Source organism: Sphingobacterium hotanense (assembly GCF_008274825.1).
In the GTDB taxonomy this organism is placed as follows: Bacteria; Bacteroidota; Bacteroidia; order Sphingobacteriales; family Sphingobacteriaceae; genus Sphingobacterium; species Sphingobacterium hotanense.
The window spans coordinates 3,421,182-3,441,087 of sequence record NZ_CP030848.1 but is presented as its reverse complement, the minus strand read 5'-3'; the positions used below and the strand labels follow the sequence as shown (position 1 = coordinate 3,441,087).

At 41.0% G+C, this 19,906-nt stretch carries 15 protein-coding genes; 4 read left to right on the top strand and 11 right to left on the bottom strand.

What is annotated here, in order from left to right; translation table 11 throughout:
• Nucleotides 1-10 precede the first annotated feature (10 nt).
• The 7 genes from DSM08_RS14540 to DSM08_RS14510 all read right to left on the bottom strand — a co-directional run bounded on the left by DSM08_RS14540 (nt 11) and on the right by DSM08_RS14510 (nt 8,407).
• On the bottom strand, nt 11-850 hold the full coding sequence (locus DSM08_RS14540; RefSeq protein ID WP_149526835.1) for a sulfurtransferase: 840 nt from the start codon (nt 848-850) through the stop codon (nt 11-13).
• Between the two features lie 89 nt (nt 851-939).
• Nucleotides 940-2,874, bottom strand: coding sequence for a 30S ribosomal protein S1 (rpsA, locus tag DSM08_RS14535; RefSeq protein ID WP_149526834.1), 1,935 nt, complete (start codon nt 2,872-2,874; stop codon nt 940-942).
• 92 nt (nt 2,875-2,966) lie between these two features.
• The gene (locus DSM08_RS14530; RefSeq protein ID WP_149526833.1) at nt 2,967-5,132 is read right to left on the bottom strand and encodes an ATP-binding protein; all 2,166 of its coding nucleotides are present in this window, start codon (nt 5,130-5,132) and stop codon (nt 2,967-2,969) included.
• Nucleotides 5,133-5,173: 41 nt separating this feature from the next.
• Nucleotides 5,174-6,145 (bottom strand): YihY/virulence factor BrkB family protein, encoded by a 972-nt coding sequence (locus DSM08_RS14525; protein ID WP_149526832.1) that lies wholly within the window; start codon nt 6,143-6,145, stop codon nt 5,174-5,176.
• Entirely contained in the window at nt 6,146-6,556 is a 411-nt protein-coding gene (locus DSM08_RS14520) for an acyl-CoA thioesterase (protein ID WP_149526831.1), read from the bottom strand. It abuts the gene before it with no gap.
• 2 nt (nt 6,557-6,558) lie between these two features.
• The gene (gene mltG, locus DSM08_RS14515) at nt 6,559-7,599 is read right to left on the bottom strand and encodes an endolytic transglycosylase MltG (RefSeq protein WP_149526830.1); all 1,041 of its coding nucleotides are present in this window, start codon (nt 7,597-7,599) and stop codon (nt 6,559-6,561) included.
• Between the two features lie 4 nt (nt 7,600-7,603).
• The gene (locus tag DSM08_RS14510) at nt 7,604-8,407 is read right to left on the bottom strand and encodes a PASTA domain-containing protein (RefSeq protein WP_149526829.1); all 804 of its coding nucleotides are present in this window, start codon (nt 8,405-8,407) and stop codon (nt 7,604-7,606) included.
• A 139-nt stretch (nt 8,408-8,546) separates the two neighbouring features.
• Between DSM08_RS14510 and DSM08_RS14505 the strand changes: the two genes are divergently transcribed.
• Nucleotides 8,547-9,551 (top strand): D-alanine--D-alanine ligase, encoded by a 1,005-nt coding sequence (locus DSM08_RS14505; protein ID WP_149526828.1) that lies wholly within the window; start codon nt 8,547-8,549, stop codon nt 9,549-9,551.
• A 488-nt stretch (nt 9,552-10,039) separates the two neighbouring features.
• Here the strand turns inward: DSM08_RS14505 and DSM08_RS14500 are convergent, their stop codons facing one another.
• The 3 genes from DSM08_RS14500 to DSM08_RS14490 all read right to left on the bottom strand — a co-directional run bounded on the left by DSM08_RS14500 (nt 10,040) and on the right by DSM08_RS14490 (nt 15,843).
• Nucleotides 10,040-11,032, bottom strand: a complete 993-nt coding sequence (locus DSM08_RS14500) for a transposase (RefSeq protein ID WP_149526827.1) — start codon at nt 11,030-11,032, stop codon at nt 10,040-10,042.
• A gap of 695 nt (nt 11,033-11,727) precedes the next feature.
• Nucleotides 11,728-12,720, bottom strand: a complete 993-nt coding sequence (locus DSM08_RS14495; RefSeq protein WP_149526826.1) for a transposase — start codon at nt 12,718-12,720, stop codon at nt 11,728-11,730.
• A gap of 471 nt (nt 12,721-13,191) precedes the next feature.
• Complete coding sequence (locus tag DSM08_RS14490; RefSeq protein ID WP_149526825.1) at nt 13,192-15,843, bottom strand: M14 family metallopeptidase; 2,652 nt, start codon at nt 15,841-15,843, stop codon at nt 13,192-13,194.
• 262 nt (nt 15,844-16,105) lie between these two features.
• On the opposite strand from DSM08_RS14490, the gene DSM08_RS14485 reads away from it, so the two are divergent.
• Both DSM08_RS14485 and DSM08_RS14480 read left to right on the top strand, forming a co-directional pair.
• Nucleotides 16,106-16,969 (top strand): N-acetylglucosamine kinase, encoded by an 864-nt coding sequence (locus DSM08_RS14485; RefSeq protein ID WP_149526824.1) that lies wholly within the window; start codon nt 16,106-16,108, stop codon nt 16,967-16,969.
• Nucleotides 16,970-16,975: 6 nt separating this feature from the next.
• Nucleotides 16,976-17,485: a glutathione peroxidase gene (locus DSM08_RS14480; RefSeq protein ID WP_149526823.1), complete on the top strand. Its 510-nt coding sequence runs from the start codon at nt 16,976-16,978 to the stop codon at nt 17,483-17,485.
• A gap of 165 nt (nt 17,486-17,650) precedes the next feature.
• Here DSM08_RS14480 and DSM08_RS14475 read toward each other — a convergent pair whose 3' ends face one another.
• Nucleotides 17,651-18,247, bottom strand: a complete 597-nt coding sequence (locus tag DSM08_RS14475; protein WP_223110934.1) for a thymidine kinase — start codon at nt 18,245-18,247, stop codon at nt 17,651-17,653.
• A 217-nt stretch (nt 18,248-18,464) separates the two neighbouring features.
• Between DSM08_RS14475 and DSM08_RS14470 the strand changes: the two genes are divergently transcribed.
• Nucleotides 18,465-19,598, top strand: coding sequence for a hypothetical protein (locus DSM08_RS14470; RefSeq protein ID WP_149526821.1), 1,134 nt, complete (start codon nt 18,465-18,467; stop codon nt 19,596-19,598).
• Nucleotides 19,599-19,906 lie beyond the last annotated feature (308 nt).

The following is a 19,906-nucleotide window of genomic DNA, read 5'->3' as shown; positions in this document are numbered from 1 at the left end:
TTATCATGTTCTAAATATTTTGATCTACAATTGTATCGGGGTCTGAACCCCATTCCGACCAAGAACCATCATATACCCGGATATGGGGGTATCCTAACTCATAAGCACCTAATGCTAAAATCGATGCGGTAATGCCCGATCCACATGTAAAAATATTTTGTCCCGAAGAAAAAGATTTGTCAGCATATAGAGGGGCTATCTGCTCGTTAGACCTAAAATATGCTCCATCAAGGACCTGATCAAAAGGAATATTCTTCGATCCCGGAATATGTCCGGATTTTAGTCCCGGACGAGGTTCCGGTGCAGCACCCGAGAAGCGCCCCGCACTTCGAGCATCTGTAATATGCACGTCTGCTTCTCCGACTAGTTCCTTTAATTCATCAATTTTAATGATCCACTCGCTATTCGGCTTTGCTATAAAGTTTCCGGTCTGTTCCACTGCTGCATAAGAATCAACTGTAGGAAGATCCGCAGATTTCCATGCAGGTAGGCCTCCATTGATTACATATACTTGATCGAAGCCCATATATTTAAACATCCACCAAGCACGCGGACTGGAATATACGCCCCAACGATCATAAAGTAATATGATAGAATCTTCGTTGATACCTAGTTTTCTTGCTTCGTTCTCAAAGGTAGACGCATCAACCATCGTGTGTGGCAGGTTAATAGCTTTGTCTGAAAAAGCGTTTTCAATATCGAAAAAATGTGAATTCGGAATAAGCTCTAAATTATTATTGTCAAGCTTCTGTCCGACTTTATCAATGCTGGCATCTAGAATGATGACACGGTCAGCGTGCTCTTTGATAAAATTTTGTACTTGTTCTATGTCGATTAATGCTCTGTTCATCTTCTGATTCTTTTTACTAATGTAGGCATTAAAATCAAAAAAGCCCGATCCATTGGATCGGGCTTTAGAAGTTATTTCGAAAAATCTAATTATTTAGATTTCTTTTCGTTGTCTTCCATTTGCTCTTTTAATTGAGCTAAAACGTCAAGATCACCTAATGTTGATTTTTCAACATTGTCTTTCACTTTTCTTACTGCAGATGATGCAGCTTTAGCTTCTTTCTTACGAGCGTTGAACTCTTCAATACGAGCTTCAGCTTTAGCATCTTCCCAAATACGAGAGTGAGAGATAACTAAACGTTTGTTTTCTTTGTTGAATTCGATGATTTTGAATTCAGCAACTTCGTCAACTTTCAATGAAGAACCGTCTTCTTTTACAGAGTGTTTGTTAGGGCAGAAGCCTTCAACACCGTATTGTAAAGCTACGATATCACCTTTGTCACCAACTTTGATAACTGTACCTTCGTGAACTGAACCTTCAGTGAAGATCGTTTCGAAAGTATCCCAAGGGTTTTCTTCTAATTGTTTGTGACCTAAAGAAAGTTTGCGGTTTTCTTCGTCTAATTCTAAAACCACTACGTCTAAACGCTCACCAACTTTAGTGAATTCGTTAGGGTGGTTAACTTTCTTAGACCATGAAAGGTCAGAAATGTGAATTAATCCGTCGATTCCGTCTTCTAATTCTACGAATACACCGAAGTTAGTCATGTTCTTAACAACCGCTGATTGTTTTGAACCTACTGGGTAACGTTCAGTGATGTTTTGCCAAGGATCTGGAGTCAATTGTTTGATACCTAAGCTCATTTTACGCTCTTCGCGATCTAGAGTTAAGATAACAGCTTCGATTTCATCACCTACTTTTAAGAACTCTTGTGGAGAACGTAAGTTTTGAGACCATGACATTTCAGATACGTGGATTAAACCTTCAACACCAGGGATGATTTCTAAGAAAGCACCGTAATCAGCAACTGTTACGATTTTACCTTTTACTTTAGAACCAATTTCTAAACCTGTATCTAGAGATTCCCAAGGGTGCTCTGATAATTGTTTTAAACCTAATGCGATACGTTTTTTCTCGTCGTCGAAGTCTAATACTACAACGTTGATAGTTTGGTCTAATGCTAACACCTCTTTTGGATGCTCGATACGGCCCCAAGAGATATCAGTAATGTGAAGTAAACCGTCAACACCACCTAAGTCGATGAACACACCGAAGTCAGTGATATTTTTAACAGTACCTTCTAATACTTGACCTTTTTCTAATTTAGCAACGATCTCTGATTTTTGGTTTTCTAAATCGTCTTCGATCAATACTTTATGAGAAACAACTACGTTCTTGAACTCATGGTTGATTTTAACAACTTTGAATTCCATTGTTTTACCAACATATACGTCGTAGTCACGGATAGGCTTGATGTCGATTTGAGAACCTGGTAAGAATGCCTCAACACCTTTGATATCAACGATTAAACCACCTTTAGTGCGTGATTTAACAAAACCATCGATAATTGCATCGTTTTCCAATGCAGCATTGATTTCTTCCCAAGATTTTTGTGTTTTAGCACGTTTGCGTGATAATACTAACTGACCGTTTGCATCCTCTTGCGATTCAACAAATACGTCAACCGTATCACCAACTTTTAAGTCAGGTAAGTCACGGAACTCAGATAATGCTACAAGACCGTCTGATTTGAAACCGATGTTCAATACAACATCTTTGTTATTGATAGATACAACGATACCTTCAATAATTTCACCTTGATTAATTTGGTTAAATGTTCCAGCGTATTGCTCTTCCAATTTAACGCGCTCAGCTTCGCTATAATTACCGAAAGCTTTCTCATCAAGATCCCAGTCGAAGTCTCCTGATGGAGTACTCCAAGTGTTAGATTTAATCTCATCGATTAAATTTGAATCTGCTTCAGACTCAATCTTTTCAGTGTCTTTCACAACTTTTGTGTCAGCACCTTGTAGCTCTGCGTTTTTCGCCGCTAACTCTTTTTCTGCTTCTTGTTTTTTTGCCATTAATTAATTATCTCCTTTTCCCTACGATGTAGGGACTGCAAAGATACGAAAAACTTTTATTTACAAGAGATTAGAAGAAAAAAAATTATTTGCTATCCCTCTTGCTGGATTTCATCCGAGTCTTCAAAGATCGGATACAAGGTTTTTAAGATGACCTCCGTTAGCTTCTTTTCATTGAACGGCTTGATCAGGATGCCATCAAATTTCATCCTTCTGATTCCTTCCTGCTTCTTAACTTGTTCATTATCAGAGGATGTAGCGATTATTTTAACGCGCTCGTAGGCAGGGTTTTGACGAACCTTAACCAGCAGTTCGTCTCCGGTCATCACTGGCATATTAATATCCGTAACAATGACATCAACGGCTTTTGTTTCCATTAAGTTCAGCGCTTCCAGACCGTTGGTAGCTGTGTAAACCTGCTCGTGTAACAAGAAAAACTGCTTCAGATAGAGCAAATTTAAAGCATTATCATCTACAATTAGCCAAGAAAGATTCTTCGGAAGATCCCTAACTTGATGAATATTAAGGGTATTCTTACGGCGGAATTTTGGGCGTGGAATAGGAATTTCTACCGTAAAAGTAGTTCCCTGATTGGCTCTAGACTGAAAGGAAATCTTGCCCTTTAATAGGGTAACGATATTTTTTGTGATGTAAAGTCCCAATCCAACGCCACCTTCAACCTTATTCGTCTTATTCTCCGTATAATATTTCTTGAAGATGTTCTTTTTGAGGTTCTCGGGGATGCCATTTCCCTCATCGGATACCTTAATGACCAAATTGCTATGATTGTTCACATACATCTTGGTCGTAACTGTTCCCTGAGACGAATACTTGATCGCATTACTAACTAAGTTGCTCACCACTTGACGTACCTTTAGCTCATCCGTAAAGATAATAGTCGGTTTGCTCTCGTCTAGCGAATGGTTTAAGGTGATTTTTTTAAGACTCGCCTGATTCCTATAATTGTCGAGGATTTCCAATAGCATATCATGGAAGTCAAAATGATTCGGCTCTATGGTATCATGTTTGTCGATCTTGCTCAGATTAAGAATATCGTTGATGGTTTTCGATGTCGCTGTAATATTCGAATATGCCGTCTCTAGCAAGAGAATGTCCTTCGGTTGATAGAGGTCGTTCCGACTTCGCAACAAGTCGACAATTCCTATCATTGAGTTAATCGGTGTGCGGATTTCATGCGTTATCTCAGCGAGGATATCGGTTTTCTGCTCGGCAAGTTTAGACGCATAGATCTTTTCGTCCATCAGCATCTGTTCATAATAGTTTGTGAAGAACTGGTAATACACTAAAATACAGATAACGATAAACACAAAAGTCAAGGAAACAATAATTTGCCATTTAAAGGTGTCGGTATTTGCCAACAGCACGTTCAACTCCTGGTCAGACTTCTCTCGCTGGAATTTTATCCGTTGATCATAGACGAATCGGATTTGCTGATTGGTTTTATGGAGCAAGGTGAAGTTGTCGGCGAGCATCAATCGCTCCTTCTGGCGCAGATCCGTGAGTTGCAGTTTGATTTCATCCAGCTTGCCCTGTGCTCGCGCGTCAGACTCCGAACGGATTCTCGAAAAACTCTGATGGAGCATGTTGCGCGTATCCTGAGAGAGCAGGTCACTTCCTAAAGTTAGGGTGTCAGGCTTGGGTTGGAATATGCGTTGCAGCAAGGGTTTGCGATTGATGATAACACTCGGTGTCGATCGGCTGAGATCCGAATTGGCGATAGAATTCTCCTGTGGCAGATTGAACATCGAGTTGTTTATTGCCGTGCGGTGGAACTCGTCCAAGGTTCGCGCAGATTGCATTAGCGAATCGATATTGGCTGCGAGGTCAATATACATGGGCAGAAGTCTCGAATAATCGATCGAGTCACTGCGGTATTTTTGGTCAACAATTTCCTCTACCTCTCGGACCTTTCGCAAGGAGTCAACCGAGGCTCTCAATAGCATGAGGTTCTTATTATATTCCAGGAAATCGGTACTGTCGTAGTTGAGCGAATATTGGCGGAAGTGATTTTCGGCGTCGTTGAATTTAGTCAGAAGGGTTACAAAGCTGGTTTGGTCCGTATTGATGCTGCTATAGATTCGCTCAATTCTGGATTGAATAGACCGATATTGAATAAAAGAAGATATAAAGAAAATTAGGAATGCTACAAAAAGGCCAATAGTAGACAATAACAAGATATTTCGAATACTCTTGTTTCGCTTTGTCCTATCGACTAGATATTTGTCCTCTTGTTGCATTGTGTTTCTAAGCTAATTGTACACAAAAACAGTGGTTTGCCCTATTCAGCTTGGTTTGCTTTAAAAGAATTGTAAACTCTTGGTTTTACAATTTTAATACTTTGTTTTGAAAGTGCAATGCTCGCATTCAATTCATACCCGATAATCAATATCAGCGCATTCATATACATCCAAATCATCACCACAATAAGGGTTCCAATGGAACCGTATAACTTATTGTATGCTCCGAAATTATTAATATAAAAAGTAAATAACGAAAACGACAACATTGCCAGTAGGGTCGCCAATGTCGCACCCGGGGTAAAGAGTTTCCAACGTGATGATGATGGACCAAATTTATAGATTAGGCTTACCGTGAAAAAGTAAATCGAAAATAAAATAAGCCATTGTGCGGTCTTGATCAGGAAAGACCAAAACCACGAAAGGTCATAATCAATATGTGTTTTCAAGTAATTGATTAAAAAATTGGATCCCATGTACAAAACAATCCCGCAAATTAATGCGAAAACAATGGAAAATGAGAGTACCAGCGCAACGATACGACGCTGAAACCAGGTTCTGGATTCCTTCGACAGGGAAGACTTGTTGAAGGTCATCATCAAAGTGGTCATACCATTCGTCGCAAAGAATGTACAAAGCACAAAACCGGCCGACAATAATCCTCCGTTTTGACGGATAATAATATCCTTCAATGTATTTTCTAAAACTTGATACGCATTATCTGGCAAAGCAAGCTGTATAAGATCCATCAGCTGCTCTTGGAAATTATCGATAGGGATGTACGGAATTAACGTGAAAAGGAAGATAATACCCGGAAAAATAGCCAACATAAAGTTATAGGCTAAGGATGACGCTTTATTAATAATCGACTCGCGGGAAATCTCTTGGAAAAAGAATACAAACACCGTATATAATGGCAATTTGCCAAATCCCGGTAGGGTGGCACTCTTCGACCATTCAATCAATCGATCATAAGGCTGTAAGTGAAGAAGTGTCTGATGTACTTTTTTCATTTATTCTCCAAAAAATGGAGCCATTTTCTCTTGGAATATCGCCGGAGGTCTACACGGTCTATTACGTTCCATGTCCACAAAAACAAGCTGCGTGGACCCCGTATTTAGTAACTCGCCCTCTTCGTTAAATAGCTCATACTCAAATTTAATCCTAATGCCTGGCTTTTCCCTAATATAAATATTTATAGTGATTAAATCATCATACTTCGCCGCTTTAATATATTGGCAATGCAACTCAATGACCGGTAGCATCACGCCCATATCCTCTAGCTCCTTATAGGAGATACCCGTGCTACGCAACATTTCGGTACGTGCTACCTCGTAGTAAGCAGCATAGTTGCCGTAATATACATAGCCCATATTGTCCGTTTCGGCATAACGGACGCGGACTTGATGTTTATAGGAAAACATAATTATTTCTTGATATTTCTTGCGTCAAGCGCCTGCTGAAACTTCCTAGCATTAACTTGATGCTCAGCAACGGTCTTCGCAAAATTGTGGTAACCCGAGAAATCATCCTTTGCACACATATAAATGTACTCATGCTGATTATAATTTAATACAGCATCGATGGAAGCAATACTTGGCATCATAATCGGCCCCGGAGGCAATCCTTTATAACGGTATGTATTATAGGGATTATCAATGGTTAAATGGCGATTTAAAACTCGTCGAATAGTAAAATCATTGTTCGCAAAAATAACGGTAGGGTCAGCCTGTAATAACATACCACGCTTCAAACGATTAATGTATAAGCCGGCAATCTCTGGCATTTCATCCACGTGCAATGCTTCTCCTTTAACAATTGACGCTAATACACTCACCTCTTCAGGCGTCATGTTCAATGCTGCAGCCTTCGCCTTGCGGTCAGCATTCCAAAATTTTGCATATTCTTTCGAAAAACGGTCGATGATCTCTTCTGGTTTCGTGTTCCAATAAATCTCATACGTGTTCGGAATGAACATCAAGAAGAAGTTATCCTTATTAAATCCGTACTTCTCAGCTAAAGCTTCATTGTTCAACAGATTTAAGAACGTCGTTGAATCGGCTTCAAAGTTTTTACCCAAAGCACCTGCGAAATTCTCTTTTAAGCGCAAGTTCTGAAAACGGAAGGGAACCGCCTCCTGATAACCACCACGTAGATTACCAATAAAACGACGATTGCTCAAATCTTTCGAAAGTTTGTATCGACCCGGCTTGATTCCAGTCTGCAAATCCATTGCTCTCGCTACATAGTTGAAGTAGCTCGGGTTCTTAACAATACCCTCATCCTCAATACGTTTAATTACGCTTTCATAGGGCTCGTCGGTATGTACATAAAAGTACTCTTCGGAGGTCGCGATGCTCGGTGCTATAAATGCCCGATAGCCAATCCATGCCACAGCAAGACCCACAACTAAAATAATAATCAATATAACCTTTAAGGCGCTATTCTTCTTTCTGTTTTCTGACATGTTCTTAGTTTTGAGGCGTTGTAGGATTCACAGGAGTTGCTGGTGCAGCCGTTGGCATCGCCAAGGTCACGTGGACTGCACTTCCGATGGAGATTACATGCGTGCTGGTGTCGGGACTTTGGCTCACAATACGTGCGTTTAACGTATCGCGGGAGTTATCCGAGAAGGAGATTGAGCCTAATGTTAATCCTAAACCTGCCAATGCGAATTTCGCTTCTTCTACGGATTGTCCGACAAGATTAGGAATATCAACTTCAGAATCGCCACGTCCATTGCCTAATACCAAACTGATTCTTGACCCCTTTGGAACCATACGTCCAGGTTGGATCACCTGACCTGAGAATTTAACCTCTAAAACGACATCACGAGCGATATCGTTGATATATGTAGTGTCTGCGATTTTTAAAGAGTGGTTCTTCAAGATGGCAGATGCTTCAATAAATGTCTTGTCAACAATCTCGGGAAACGCAATTTCTGGCGCAGACTGCGTAATGATCGTCAAATAGATCGTTCTACCACCCTTAACATGGGATTTAGGATCCGGATCCTGATCGATTACTAAGCCTGGTTTGGCATCCATCTGATAGATCGAGTCAACCTCGTATTCCAACCCTGCATTGTCCAAAATCTTCAAGGCCTCATTAATATGCAATCCCTTTAAAACAGGAACTTCCTGAGAATCTCCATGTTTAGTGTATATTTTCAATCCGAAATAAACGACCACAAAAAGAACGACAATAAAAATCAAGGCGGCAATTAAGTTTTTTCGAAACGTACTCGTCCTTAAGTATAAAAAGAATTTAGACATCAATCTGTTGCTTTAAATGTTTTGCTATCACAATATTAATTCCACTTTTCAGAATCCCGGGAAATATCATCGATAATTAAGGCAAAAATATTCGTTTTTCCTCGTATCTCAAATTATATTTGCTTCTTGATAATATATTATGAAAACAAAAGTTGCTTTAGTAAAAGGTGGATATACTGGTGAAGCCGAGGTTTCATTTAAAAGTGCCGCCTTCGTATATAGTCAAATCGATAAGGACAAATATGATGTATATCCCATTACTATCTCTTTAGATAGCTGGTTTTATGAGGATGAGCAAGGGGCGAAACATGAGATCGATCGACAGGATTTTTCGCTGGAACTTGCTGGCAATAAAGTCACGTTCGACGTCGCCTTTATCATTATTCACGGTGTACCGGGAGAAGATGGCCGCTTGCAAGGATATTTCGACATGATCGGCCTGCCATATACATCTTGTACAGCTCTAACATCGGCTTTAACAATGAATAAAGGCTATACTAAAGCAATAGTACAAGATATTCCAGAGCTCAATGTCGCGAAGTCCGTGTTGTTGTTCAAAGAGCACCGTCCAGTTTCCGTCGATATGGTAACAGAAAAACTGAGCTTACCCATTTTTGTTAAACCGAATGCCGGCGGCAGCAGCATCGGCATGAGCAAAGTCTCCGAATGGAGCGCGCTGAAGCAGGCACTCGACAATGCTTACGACGCGGAAAACACAGGCTACCAGGTATTGGTGGAAGAGTTTGTAAACGGAAGGGAATTCTCCCAAGGAATCTACCGCGATGCCAAAGGTGAACTGCAGGTATTGCCGGCCACCGAAGTGAGAACAACACGAGAATTCTTCGATTACGAAGCTAAATATACCCCAGGCTTAACGGAGGAAATTACACCAGCCGACTTAAATACGGAACAAAAAGAACGCGCAGATCGATTAATCAAAGAAATCTATATCCGCCTAAATTGTAAAGGAATGGTTCGTATCGACTTCTTTATTGAAAACAATACGGATAAATTCTTCTTCATCGAAATCAATACCGTACCAGGCCAAACGGCACAATCCTTTATCCCTCAACAAGTCCGCGCATCTGGAAGAACAGAAACCGCATTTTACGGCGAGCTGATCGAAGCGGCAATGGGAGAGTAGTAGTTAGTATTGTTTAGATATTAGACATCAGATTTTAGATATTAGAAATGTAGGGCGCCCCAGTAGGCGCCCTTTTTGTAGTTTATTTTTTGAGAAAAGTTTGTTTTGAAATGAAGGAAAGGAAGGAGAGTTTGTTTTGAACCATGAAAGGAAGGATTTAAGGATTGGCAGGATCGGGTCTAATGTCTGTTGTCTGTTGTCTAATATCTAGTCTGAACCAGGAAAGGAAGGATTTAAGGAATGGCAGGATCAATGTATTCGTCACTAATAAATAGGACGCCAATGCATAGAGACGTTTCACTAAACGTCTCCAATATTACCTGAGACCGCTGATCCTGTTCATCCTTGCATCTTTCCTTTCTTGGTTCAAAACAGACATTGGACAATAGATGTTAGATATTAGACCCGATCCTGCCAATCCTTGCATCCTTCCTTTCCTGGTATTCTAGGTTTTTGACATATGCAAATTTTCTTTAATATTTTTTCTATCACGCTGCATAATGATAATCTTCCCGATACATCTCCTGTCGTCCGATCAAGGAAAACATGATCAGAATCAGCTTGAATTTCACATTGTTCAAGACCAACGGGTAAGCTTTGGTTGTGAGCTTCCGTTGCGTATATTCTCGGAGCGTCTTGTCATGTGTAATGGCAATCTTTGCCGCTTGGTTCAACTCCTGCTTGATGGCCTTGTTGGCCATATGCGAGACTCGCTTTCGACCGCGAATACTGGTCCCGGAAGTGTGCTCAAATGGTATCACACCGGCATAGACAGCGTATTTTCGGGGATCGGTAAAAGCCTTGAAATTCTCCGTATAAACGATCGTCATCCAGGCATTGACCGGGCCTATCCCTTTGACGCTTTTGAGGATCTGATAGTTCCTGTTGAGCGATTCATCGCTTTCGATGAGCTGTAAGATTTCTCGTTCTACTCTGTAGATCTCTTTCTTATAAACATCTATCATTGTTTTACTGACCTTCAGGATCGCCTTCCCTGCGTCTTTCCCGTACATCGCCTTGCGCTCAGAGCTGCTCGCTTTGTAACCGGCCATCTCTCTCACTAGACGTTTACGAAAGGAGATCAGCTGCTTAAGATCAAATATTGTAGAATTCAATTTACCGCTTGGTTCGAGCATATAAGCCTTTTCTTCCCCATACTGGGCAATCCTAAAGGAGTCTTGCTTATCGCTCTTGCCACGGACCATGCCCATCGACTTCTTGATCTCTAGACCAGATTTGCGTGTATACGAAAGACCTTTTGACTCGCAATACTGCAGGAATCTGTATTCATATCCACCAGTATATTCCATGATAAAGAAGACTTGGCTTGATACAAAACCTTTCCCTCGCATCCACTTTGCCAATTGCTTAAATCCCGAACTGTTGTTCTCGATCTTAATGAAATCATGTGTGCCCCAATGGCAGATGTCCAATGTCTTCTTAGACACGTCGACACCTAAGGTAATACGATCTTTTTTCATGATCTAAACTTTTTAATGTAAATGATTGAAAAATTGCCCGTTACCTAGTACCTTTGAAGTACCTTTGATAATAAAACTATTCTAGTTTGGCCTTAGGCAATGAATAAGGTAGGCACAGATACCAGGAAAAGTCCTCGTTGACTACTTCAAAATAATGTTCAACCTGCCTTATTCATCCTAACGCTTCCGTTAGGTAATACCTTACATCTTCTATTAAGTATTTATTCATCAATTACTCTCTGTTTAAACCAAAGGTTCAAAACAGACATTAGACAATAGATGTTAGATATTAGACCTGATCCTGTTCATCCTTGCATCCTTCCTTTCTTGGTTCAAAACAGACATTAGACAATAGATGTTAGATATTAGACCAAATCCTGCCAATCCTTGCATCCTTCCTTTCTTGGTTCAGAGACATTTTATTCATAGCTTAATCACTCCTCATTCACTCCCATATCATAGCCCTTTCGGAGCGGTTATGAAAGGGGAGTGAATGGGTTATGAAAGGGCTTTACAAGGGTTTTGAGTAAACGAAGGTTCGTATTGTCTTGAACCAGGAAAGGAAGGATGCAAGGATTATCAAGATCTGGCAGAATGCAAATAAGTTTCTACCCGATCCTGTCAATCCTCAAATCCTTCCTTTCCTGGTATTCTAGGTTTTTGACATATGCAAATTTTCTTTAATATTTTTTCTATCACGCTGCATAATGATAATCTTCCCGATACATCTCTTGTCGTCCGATCAAGGAAAACATGATCAAAATCAGCTTGAATTTCACATTGTTCAAGACCAGCGGGTAAGCTTTGGTTGTGAGCTTCCGTTGCGCATATTCTCGGAGCGTCTTGTCATGGGTAATGGCAATCTTTGCCGCTTGGTTCAACTCCTGCTTTATGGCCTTGTTGGCCATATGCGAGACTCGCTTTCGACCGCGAATACTGGTCCCGGAAGTGTGTTCAAATGGTATCACACCGGCATAGACAGCGTATTTTCGGGGATCGGTAAAGGCCTTGAAATTCTCCGTATAAACGATCGTCATCCAGGCATTGATAGGGCCTATCCCTTTAACGCTTTTGAGGATCTGATAGTTCCTGTTGAGCGATTCATCGCTTTCGATGAGCTGTAAGATTTCTCGTTCTACTTTGTAGATCTCTTTCTTACAAACATCTATCATTGTTTTACTGACCTGCTGGATCACCTTCCCGGCGTCCTTCCCGTACATCGCCTTGCGCTCAGAGCTGCTCGCTTTGTAACCGGCCATCGCTCTCACTAAACGTTTACGAAAGGAGATTAGCTGCTTAAGATCAAATATTGCAGAGTTCAATTTCCCGCTTGGTTCGAGCATATAAGCCTTTTCTTCCCCATACTGGGCAATCCTAAAGGAGTCTTGCTTATCGCTCTTGCCACGGACCATGCCCATCGACTTCTTGATCTCTAGACCAGATTTGCGTGTATACGAAAGACCTTTTGACTCGCAATACTGCAGGAATCTATATTCATATCCACCAGTATATTCCATGATGAAGAAGACCTGGCTTGATACAAAACCTTTCCCTCGCATCCACTTTGCCAATTGCTTAAATCCCGAACTGTTGTTCTCGATCTTAATGAAATCATGGGTGCCCCAATGGCAGATGTCCAATGTCTTCTTTGAAACGTCGACACCTAAGGTAATACGATCTTTTTTCATGATCTAAACTTTTTAATGTAAATGATTGAAAAATTGCCCGTTACCTAGTACCTTTGAAGTACCTTTGATAATAAAACTATTCTAGTTTGGCCTTAGGCAATGAATAAGGTAGGCACAGATACCAGGAAAAGTCCTCATTGACTACTTCAAAATAATGTTCAACCTGCCTTATTCATCCTAACGCTTCCGTTAGGTAATACCTTATATCTGCTATTAAGTATTTATTCATCAATTACTCTCTGTTTAAACCAAAGCTACTTCAAAATAATGTTCAACCTGCCTTATTCATCCTAACGCTTCCGTTAGGTAATACCTTATATCTTCTATTAAGTATTTATTCATCAATTACTCTCTGTTTAAACCAAAGGTTCAAAACAACCTTTCCTTCCGTTCATAGTTCAAAACAAAAATCCCTTCCTGTTTTAAAATAAGATTCAGTAAAATAGGCAACAACGCTCTAATATCTCACATCTAATACAATTGATTAAACAAAAACTTAAATGTTCCGTGGGTTTGTGCGCGGAAGGTGATATCGTTGCCGAAGCATACGAGTTTTCCTTTTCCGATTTTGGCGTCGAAGGCTAGGACGGCATCTTTTAGATACTTTTCGCCCCATGACCAACCGCTCTTCAGGACTTGGTCGCTATCAAACCAGATTAGCGGTTTTATTTGTTGGTCGTTGATTTTGAATAGTGCTGAGTTGCTGTAGTAAACGTCGATATCCTCGTCGTATCCCCAAGTGTCGGGGAGATTCGTTGCAACTTTTGCTTGGAGCACGGAGCCTGGAGTATAGAAATCCTCTCGTCTGAGTGGTTTATTATCTGCATCGACGAGTGCATCTGTTATTCCCAAATTGAAGTGTTTCGCGATATCAAAGCTGTTGCCAATGGATACGATTGTTCCACCTTTTTCCATAAAGTCGCGCAGGACAGGTATGGATTTCTCAGCCGTCAATCGGCCCCATCTTTCACGGTATGGCGAAGGGATATTTTCAGGTGCGGCGTTATTGAAGTTTGGCCCATAGCCTAATCCGGCACCGATTTGCAGGCGTGGGATGGAACCGCCCGGTAAGATGATAACGTCGAATTTATCATTAAGATTACCTTTATCGATATCCGGCGGGAAGACTACCGTTGCGTTATAATCGAATTGTTCCATGAGGAACCTGATCCATCCTGATGGCATACTGCCGCCATAGCTGTCCCATAAAGCGATACGCAAAGTTTTTAAGGCTTTGGCGCTTTTTGGGATCGCGTTTACTGCGGTGCTCGGGATGTTTAGTGATAAATTGTTTGTATTTGCGATATAGAAATTTCCATTGTCTTGATCTCGCCAAACCTTTTGTTTATTGTTCAATAACGAGTTGACAATTTGATAGCTATCGTTGTTTGCTGCTGGCAGGCTTAAGAACTTGCTTTTCGCTGATGCATTCTTTTCTAAGATGATTTGCTCACCGATTGGAAGTTTTTGAAAAGGTCCGCTGATATCATCGAGGAAGCGGTCGAACTTGACGTTCATAATATAGGCCAATGTCCATCCTGCGGCATCATAGGGTGGAATAGGAGGGCCTCCAGGATATTCAAAATCATCCGGGTGATCCTGTGGTTCGAACATATCAAGGATATGCGGACGGAAGGCCTGATTGGTTTTGACGATATAAGAGCCTTCCGGGTATGATTTGCCGGCAGCTGTAAAGTCGGCTGTTGCTTTCATCACTTCGATACCGTTGCCAATTAATGCATTTAAGAATTTAACGGCAGTATTAAATTCAGCTTGGTTGGCCGGGATAACGTATGCTCTAGGATCGCGAAGTGCTTTGTCTTCGTATAGCTTATTTACCAAATTGGCGTCCGGAAAGCGTTCATTTGGATTTGCTTTCCGCGCATTCTGAACGGCCTGTTCAACAATCGCGACTTTGCTAGGCGATAGGGACCAGGTGTCTTTGTTGCCCTTTTCGATCGAGTTGCGCCCCATGCGATAAATATTGTAGAGTACCTCATCTCGGTATCTCGCTGCATAACCCAATACGGCGTAATTCAAGGAGATCGAGTAGTCGATGGACTGTCTGAAATGCCAACGTTGGGGCAGCACTGGATTTTGTGTATTACTTGAAGGAATCAAGCGCGATGGAACCAATGGGATGTCATAGGGCGTCGGGTTTCCGATGATTTCTGTTAGTAGACCGATCATATTGTGGAAATAGGTCGTTGTTCTCAATCCACCATTGTACCAAGTGGAAAATACCGAGCCACCTTTGGCGGTATAGCCAGGCTTGTTTTCTGCATTTAGGCGGGAAGACATAGCGGCACCTAAGGCATCGATACCCGACATCAGAAGTGGGTCGAATACATAATTGAACGGATCGCGATAAGGGGCACCGGCAACTACGGCACCTGCAGGTGCTGTTTGGTGATGGTTGTACATTATCTGAGGAACCCACTCAACGAAGAGTTGGCGAGCCATATTTTGACTTTCCTTTAGGTTCAACATAAAGAAATCGCGGTTATTATCGTGTCCCGCGTATTTCTGATATAGAACCGGCACTAAGCTTGTCGATCTTTTTGTTGCTTCCTTTTCGCGCATATACCAATTGGAAACAAGGTCTTGTCCGTCTGGGTTTGCATGAACCAGCAGGATGATGCTGTTCTGCAGGATATGTTCTGTCTCGGCGTCGGTCGCTGAAGCTAAGAGGTAGGCCGTTTGTATAAGTTGGTGCATACCCACCACTTCGGTGGAGTGCAGACCACCGTCGATCCATACCACACTCTTTCCTTCTTTGGATAAGTTGCGGGCTTCCTGCTCCGTAATCTCTGCGCGAGCGAGCTGTGATGATATTTGCTTGTACTTTTCTAAGTCTTTTAGGTTTTCAGGAGAACTGATAATGAGCATACATTGTTCGCGTCCTTCTTCCGTTTTACCGATTGGCTGGTAGATAACACGGTCTGACTGCTCACTCAGTTTCTTAAAATATTTTTCCGTCTGTTCAAAGTTTGCAAGTTGATAATCATCGCCGATTTCGAAGCCGAAATGTGTTTTAGGCGAGCTGATCTGTTGTGCGCGAGATTGCACCGACATCCCAACAAGCAGAAGTAAAAGCCATAGGGAAGCTTTCAGATGTTTCATAATTAGAGGTTTTTTGTTATTTAAAACTAAATATAGCTAATTGGGCGGAATAGAAAAGTGTTGGCCATCAGAATCGCTTGTTTCACGAGAATATTACAAGGTAGGGAAGGGATCTTTTTCTGAAATTGTTTAGGGCAACAAAAAACTTCTATCCTTGTTTGTTGTTCAATGGAAAGATGAATGATTTGTTGGGATTAGGAGGGTCAATTTTCGTTGATTATTCGAAATTTGTATATTTGGAAGAGATGAAATTACGTAATATATGATTTTAGTTGCAGATAGTGGTTCATCACGATCAGATTGGATGTTGCATCTTCCCGATAGTAAACCCTTACAATTTCGTACCAAAGGCCTAAATCCATTTTTTGTAAACGAGAAGGAGATTGCGTCCGTTCTTGGTCAGGTCCAAGAAATTATTCCCTATATCAAAGAAATCAATGAGGTTTACTTTTTTGGCGCCGGTTGTACAACACCGGATCGCCGAGAGTTGGTTTCCAATGCATTAACGGAGATTTTTCCTAATTCTTTTATATCTGTGGAAAGTGATTTGGTGGGTTCTGCCTACGCGACTTTCGGTAATAATCAAGGCTTGATCTGTAATATAGGGACCGGCTCGGATATCAGTTTCTACAATGGCGATACGTTGGAGCAAGGGGTACATGGGATTGGATATGTGCTGGGGGATGAGGGGTCAGGTGCTTGGTTTGGTAAGCAGTTGATTACAGCATACCTGTATGAGCAGATGCCCCGAGATTTGATGCGCATTTTCAAAGAGGCACATCCGATTACAAAAGATATTATCATTAAAAATGTTTATCAACGGGATCGTCCGAATGCCTATTTAGCTTCTTTCGCTGAATTTATGGCTGCAAATAGGACACATCCTTATATTGACAACTTGCTTCGCAATGGTTTTGATGAGTTTGTCCGTACGAATGTGATGACTTACCCTGAGTTTTGGGAATATGAATGTCATTTTGTTGGGGGAATTGCTTATCATTTCGATCTTCACCTCAGAGAGGTATGTAATTTGCATGGAGTACGCATAGGAAAGATATTAAAGAACCCTATTGAGGAAATATTCCATTTCATTGTCAATAGAGAATTGAATGTTGAATTTAATTAAAACGTCATGCTAGTAAAAATGATTTTGTTGTACACCATGTTATTTCAACAGCCGAGTGTATATGATTATTCCTTCAATACCATTGATGGAAAGAAAGTGTCTTTAGCGGATTTTAAAGGAAAAGAGCTACTGATTGTGAATACGGCTTCGAAATGTGGTTTTACTAAGCAATACAAGGAATTGCAGGAACTGCACAAGCAGTATGGCGATAAACTGGTTGTGATTGGTTTTCCTTCAGACAACTTCGGTGGTCAGGAATTTGATGTTAATGAAAAGATCCAAGAGTTCTGTGAGCAGAACTATGGCGTCACCTTTTTGATTTCTGAGAAGGTTGATGTTAAGGGCGAGAAGGCACATCCGCTGTTTAAATATTTGACAAGTGCTCAGAACGAAGACTTTACAGGCGATATCAAATGGAACTTTGAGAAGTTTTTGATCAATAAAGATGGAAGGTTGACCAATAGATATCGTTCAAAAGTAACTCCTTTAGATGAGTCGATCGTGTCGAAGATCTAAATAAAAAATATAAAAGAAAAGGGGAAGCTACTACAGCTTCCCCTTTTCTTTTATAGGGTATCTTTTTATTGTTTTCCTAATAATGTTTGCCTCCAAAGGCCGTCAAGAACGTTAATTCCTAATGTTGTCTAGGGAAACATGAAAGTTTGTTTTAGGCAGATGGCTTTATGACTGTTCGTCGTTTTTATTTTCTCTGAAATAGCAAGCACGACAGCGTGGCTCGTAGCTTTCTTTTTCTCCTAGAAGGACGCGTGATTCGTTTTCAGCAAATCGATAAGAATAGGTCGCAGGCGATCCACATTGTACACATACGGCGTGTACTTTACTTACGTGCTCAGCCATGGCCATAAGGTTGGGGATGGGACCAAAAGGTCGTCCCTTAAAGTCCATGTCTAATCCAGCAACAATAACTCTGATACCACGATTGGCTAGGGTATTGCATACCTCCGGCAGTTCGTCGTCAAAGAACTGGGCCTCATCAATTCCCACGACTTTGGTATCCGAGCTTAACAATAAGATAGCGGATGAATGAGAAACCGGTGTCGAAGGGATTGCATTGCTATCATGCGATACTACTTCCTTATCTCCGTAGCGGACATCGATTTCCGGTTTGAAAATCTCTACCGGCAATTTAGCGAACTTTGCTCTTTTCAGCCTCCGGATCAATTCCTCCGTTTTCCCGGAAAACATAGAACCACAGATTACCTCTATGCTACCAACGCGTTCCTGTCTTTCATGGAAATTATGTTCTGAAAACAACATCATTTTTGAATGGATTTAATACTAAAAAGGCTTTTAAATAGTTTATAGTTGTAGACAAATTCTTAAGCCCCAATGGATGCGAATATCGAAATTTAATCTTATTTTTGGTTTAAGGATTATCAATTAATCGCTGAAACCTGTATGAATCAGTGGTTTTAATTTTAATACACTTACTTAGGAAAGACTTCCATTTTATAGAACAAAGATATAGAACAATATGGCCTATTCACAACAAGATATTTACAACAAAATTGGTGATCTACTCGTAGAAATTAACGAACAGTATGCAAGCTTGGACAAAGCAAAACTAACACAAGACTCGGTACAAGTACAGCTAATGGCGGCTCAAGCGAAGTTTTTGGCTGCTAATTTGGATGCACTTAATCAACTATCTGCTCCAGCGATTGTTGCAGCAGTACCTGAATTGCCGGGGACAGAGAATACTGTTGCAGAAGAGGAAAATACATTCACACCTGCGCCGACTTTTGACGAGCATGAGGCGGACAGTCAGCCGGTGATTGAAGAAATCCAAGAGGTAAAATCCGAAGATGTCATTGAGGAAACAGAAGTTGTTGCAGAAGCTCCCGAAGAAGTAGAAGAGGAGGAACAATCCCCAGAACAGAAAACTGAAGGTATTAAGTTTGAAGGTTTCGGCCATATCGATGATAGTGTGACAGATAATGAAACGGATCAAGAGGAAGCTGCGGTTGTTGAGAATATTGAAGACACTGTGGAGGAAGAAGAGCAAGAGGAGGAGGTAAAAGCTGTGGAAGAACGACCAGAAGAACCTGCCGCACCTGCCTATACACATACTGCCTCTTCAAACTATACTTCCGTAGAGCGCCCTACGAATAGCTTTAAAACACAAGCGCCAGTTGAAGAAAAGAAGGAAGAGGTTAGCAATGAGCCTGTAGTCAATGAAGTGGTGATCGAAGAGAAGCATGTTGAAATTAAGGAAGAGCCGAAAGAAGCGAGTCTGAACGATTTAGCGAAGCAAGCCGAACAAACTCCTAGTCGTCGCATGACGTTGAATGAGTTGATTCAGCAACAGAAGCAAGCTGGCCTAACGAATGTTAATCAGTTTCAAACATCAACAAGCAAGTCGTCCGATACCATTGTTGATCTAAAAACAGGTGTGAGCCTAAATGATAAGCTGTTGTTTATTAAAGATTTATTTAATGGCTATAGCCTAGCATATAGCGAAGCAATTGAGCTGTTAAACCGCTTTGATAATTTCGCTGAAGCCGACGCATTCCTGCAATCGAACTATGCGCTGAAGAATAATTGGGCTTCAAAACCACAGACGGTGGATAAGCTTTATGTAGTGTTGAGGAAGAAATATGTTAGTTAGATTTTAGATTTTAGACATTAGACATTAGAAATATAGGGCGCCTACTCGGCGCCTTTTTTGTTGTTTTGAACCAAGAAAGGAAGGGTGCAAGGATTGACAGGATGCTTTTTTCTGAACTAGGAAAGGAAGGATGTAAGGATTGACAGGATGCTTTTTTCTGAACCAGGAAAGGAAGGATGCGAGGATTGACAGGATCCTGCATATCTTTTTATCCTTCCTTTCCTGGTTCAAAACAAACAATAAAAAAGGCGCCGAGTAGGCGAGGGCACTGAAAAAGCCTCAACTTTCTAATGAGACTTAAAGAAATG

Excerpts from the sequence above, each read along its gene's own strand:
- DSM08_RS14480 (WP_149526823.1), top strand. The coding sequence starts at position 16,976 with ATGCTAGTAAAAATGATTTTGTTGTACACCATGTTATTTCAACAGCCG.
- DSM08_RS14475 (WP_223110934.1), bottom strand. The coding sequence starts at position 18,247 with ATGTTGTTTTCAGAACATAATTTCCATGAAAGACAGGAACGCGTTGGT.
- DSM08_RS14485 (WP_149526824.1), top strand. The coding sequence starts at position 16,106 with ATGATTTTAGTTGCAGATAGTGGTTCATCACGATCAGATTGGATGTTG.
- mltG (WP_149526830.1), bottom strand. The coding sequence starts at position 7,599 with ATGTCAGAAAACAGAAAGAAGAATAGCGCCTTAAAGGTTATATTGATT.
- DSM08_RS14495 (WP_149526826.1), bottom strand. The coding sequence starts at position 12,720 with ATGAAAAAAGATCGTATTACCTTAGGTGTCGACGTTTCAAAGAAGACA.
- DSM08_RS14530 (WP_149526833.1), bottom strand. The coding sequence starts at position 5,132 with ATGCAACAAGAGGACAAATATCTAGTCGATAGGACAAAGCGAAACAAG.
- rpsA (WP_149526834.1), bottom strand. The coding sequence starts at position 2,874 with ATGGCAAAAAAACAAGAAGCAGAAAAAGAGTTAGCGGCGAAAAACGCA.
- DSM08_RS14520 (WP_149526831.1), bottom strand. The coding sequence starts at position 6,556 with ATGTTTTCCTATAAACATCAAGTCCGCGTCCGTTATGCCGAAACGGAC.
- DSM08_RS14505 (WP_149526828.1), top strand. The coding sequence starts at position 8,547 with ATGAAAACAAAAGTTGCTTTAGTAAAAGGTGGATATACTGGTGAAGCC.
- DSM08_RS14470 (WP_149526821.1), top strand. The coding sequence starts at position 18,465 with ATGGCCTATTCACAACAAGATATTTACAACAAAATTGGTGATCTACTC.
- DSM08_RS14490 (WP_149526825.1), bottom strand. The coding sequence starts at position 15,843 with ATGAAACATCTGAAAGCTTCCCTATGGCTTTTACTTCTGCTTGTTGGG.
- DSM08_RS14500 (WP_149526827.1), bottom strand. The coding sequence starts at position 11,032 with ATGAAAAAAGATCGTATTACCTTAGGTGTCGACGTGTCTAAGAAGACA.
- DSM08_RS14510 (WP_149526829.1), bottom strand. The coding sequence starts at position 8,407 with ATGTCTAAATTCTTTTTATACTTAAGGACGAGTACGTTTCGAAAAAAC.
- DSM08_RS14525 (WP_149526832.1), bottom strand. The coding sequence starts at position 6,145 with ATGAAAAAAGTACATCAGACACTTCTTCACTTACAGCCTTATGATCGA.
- DSM08_RS14540 (WP_149526835.1), bottom strand. The coding sequence starts at position 850 with ATGAACAGAGCATTAATCGACATAGAACAAGTACAAAATTTTATCAAA.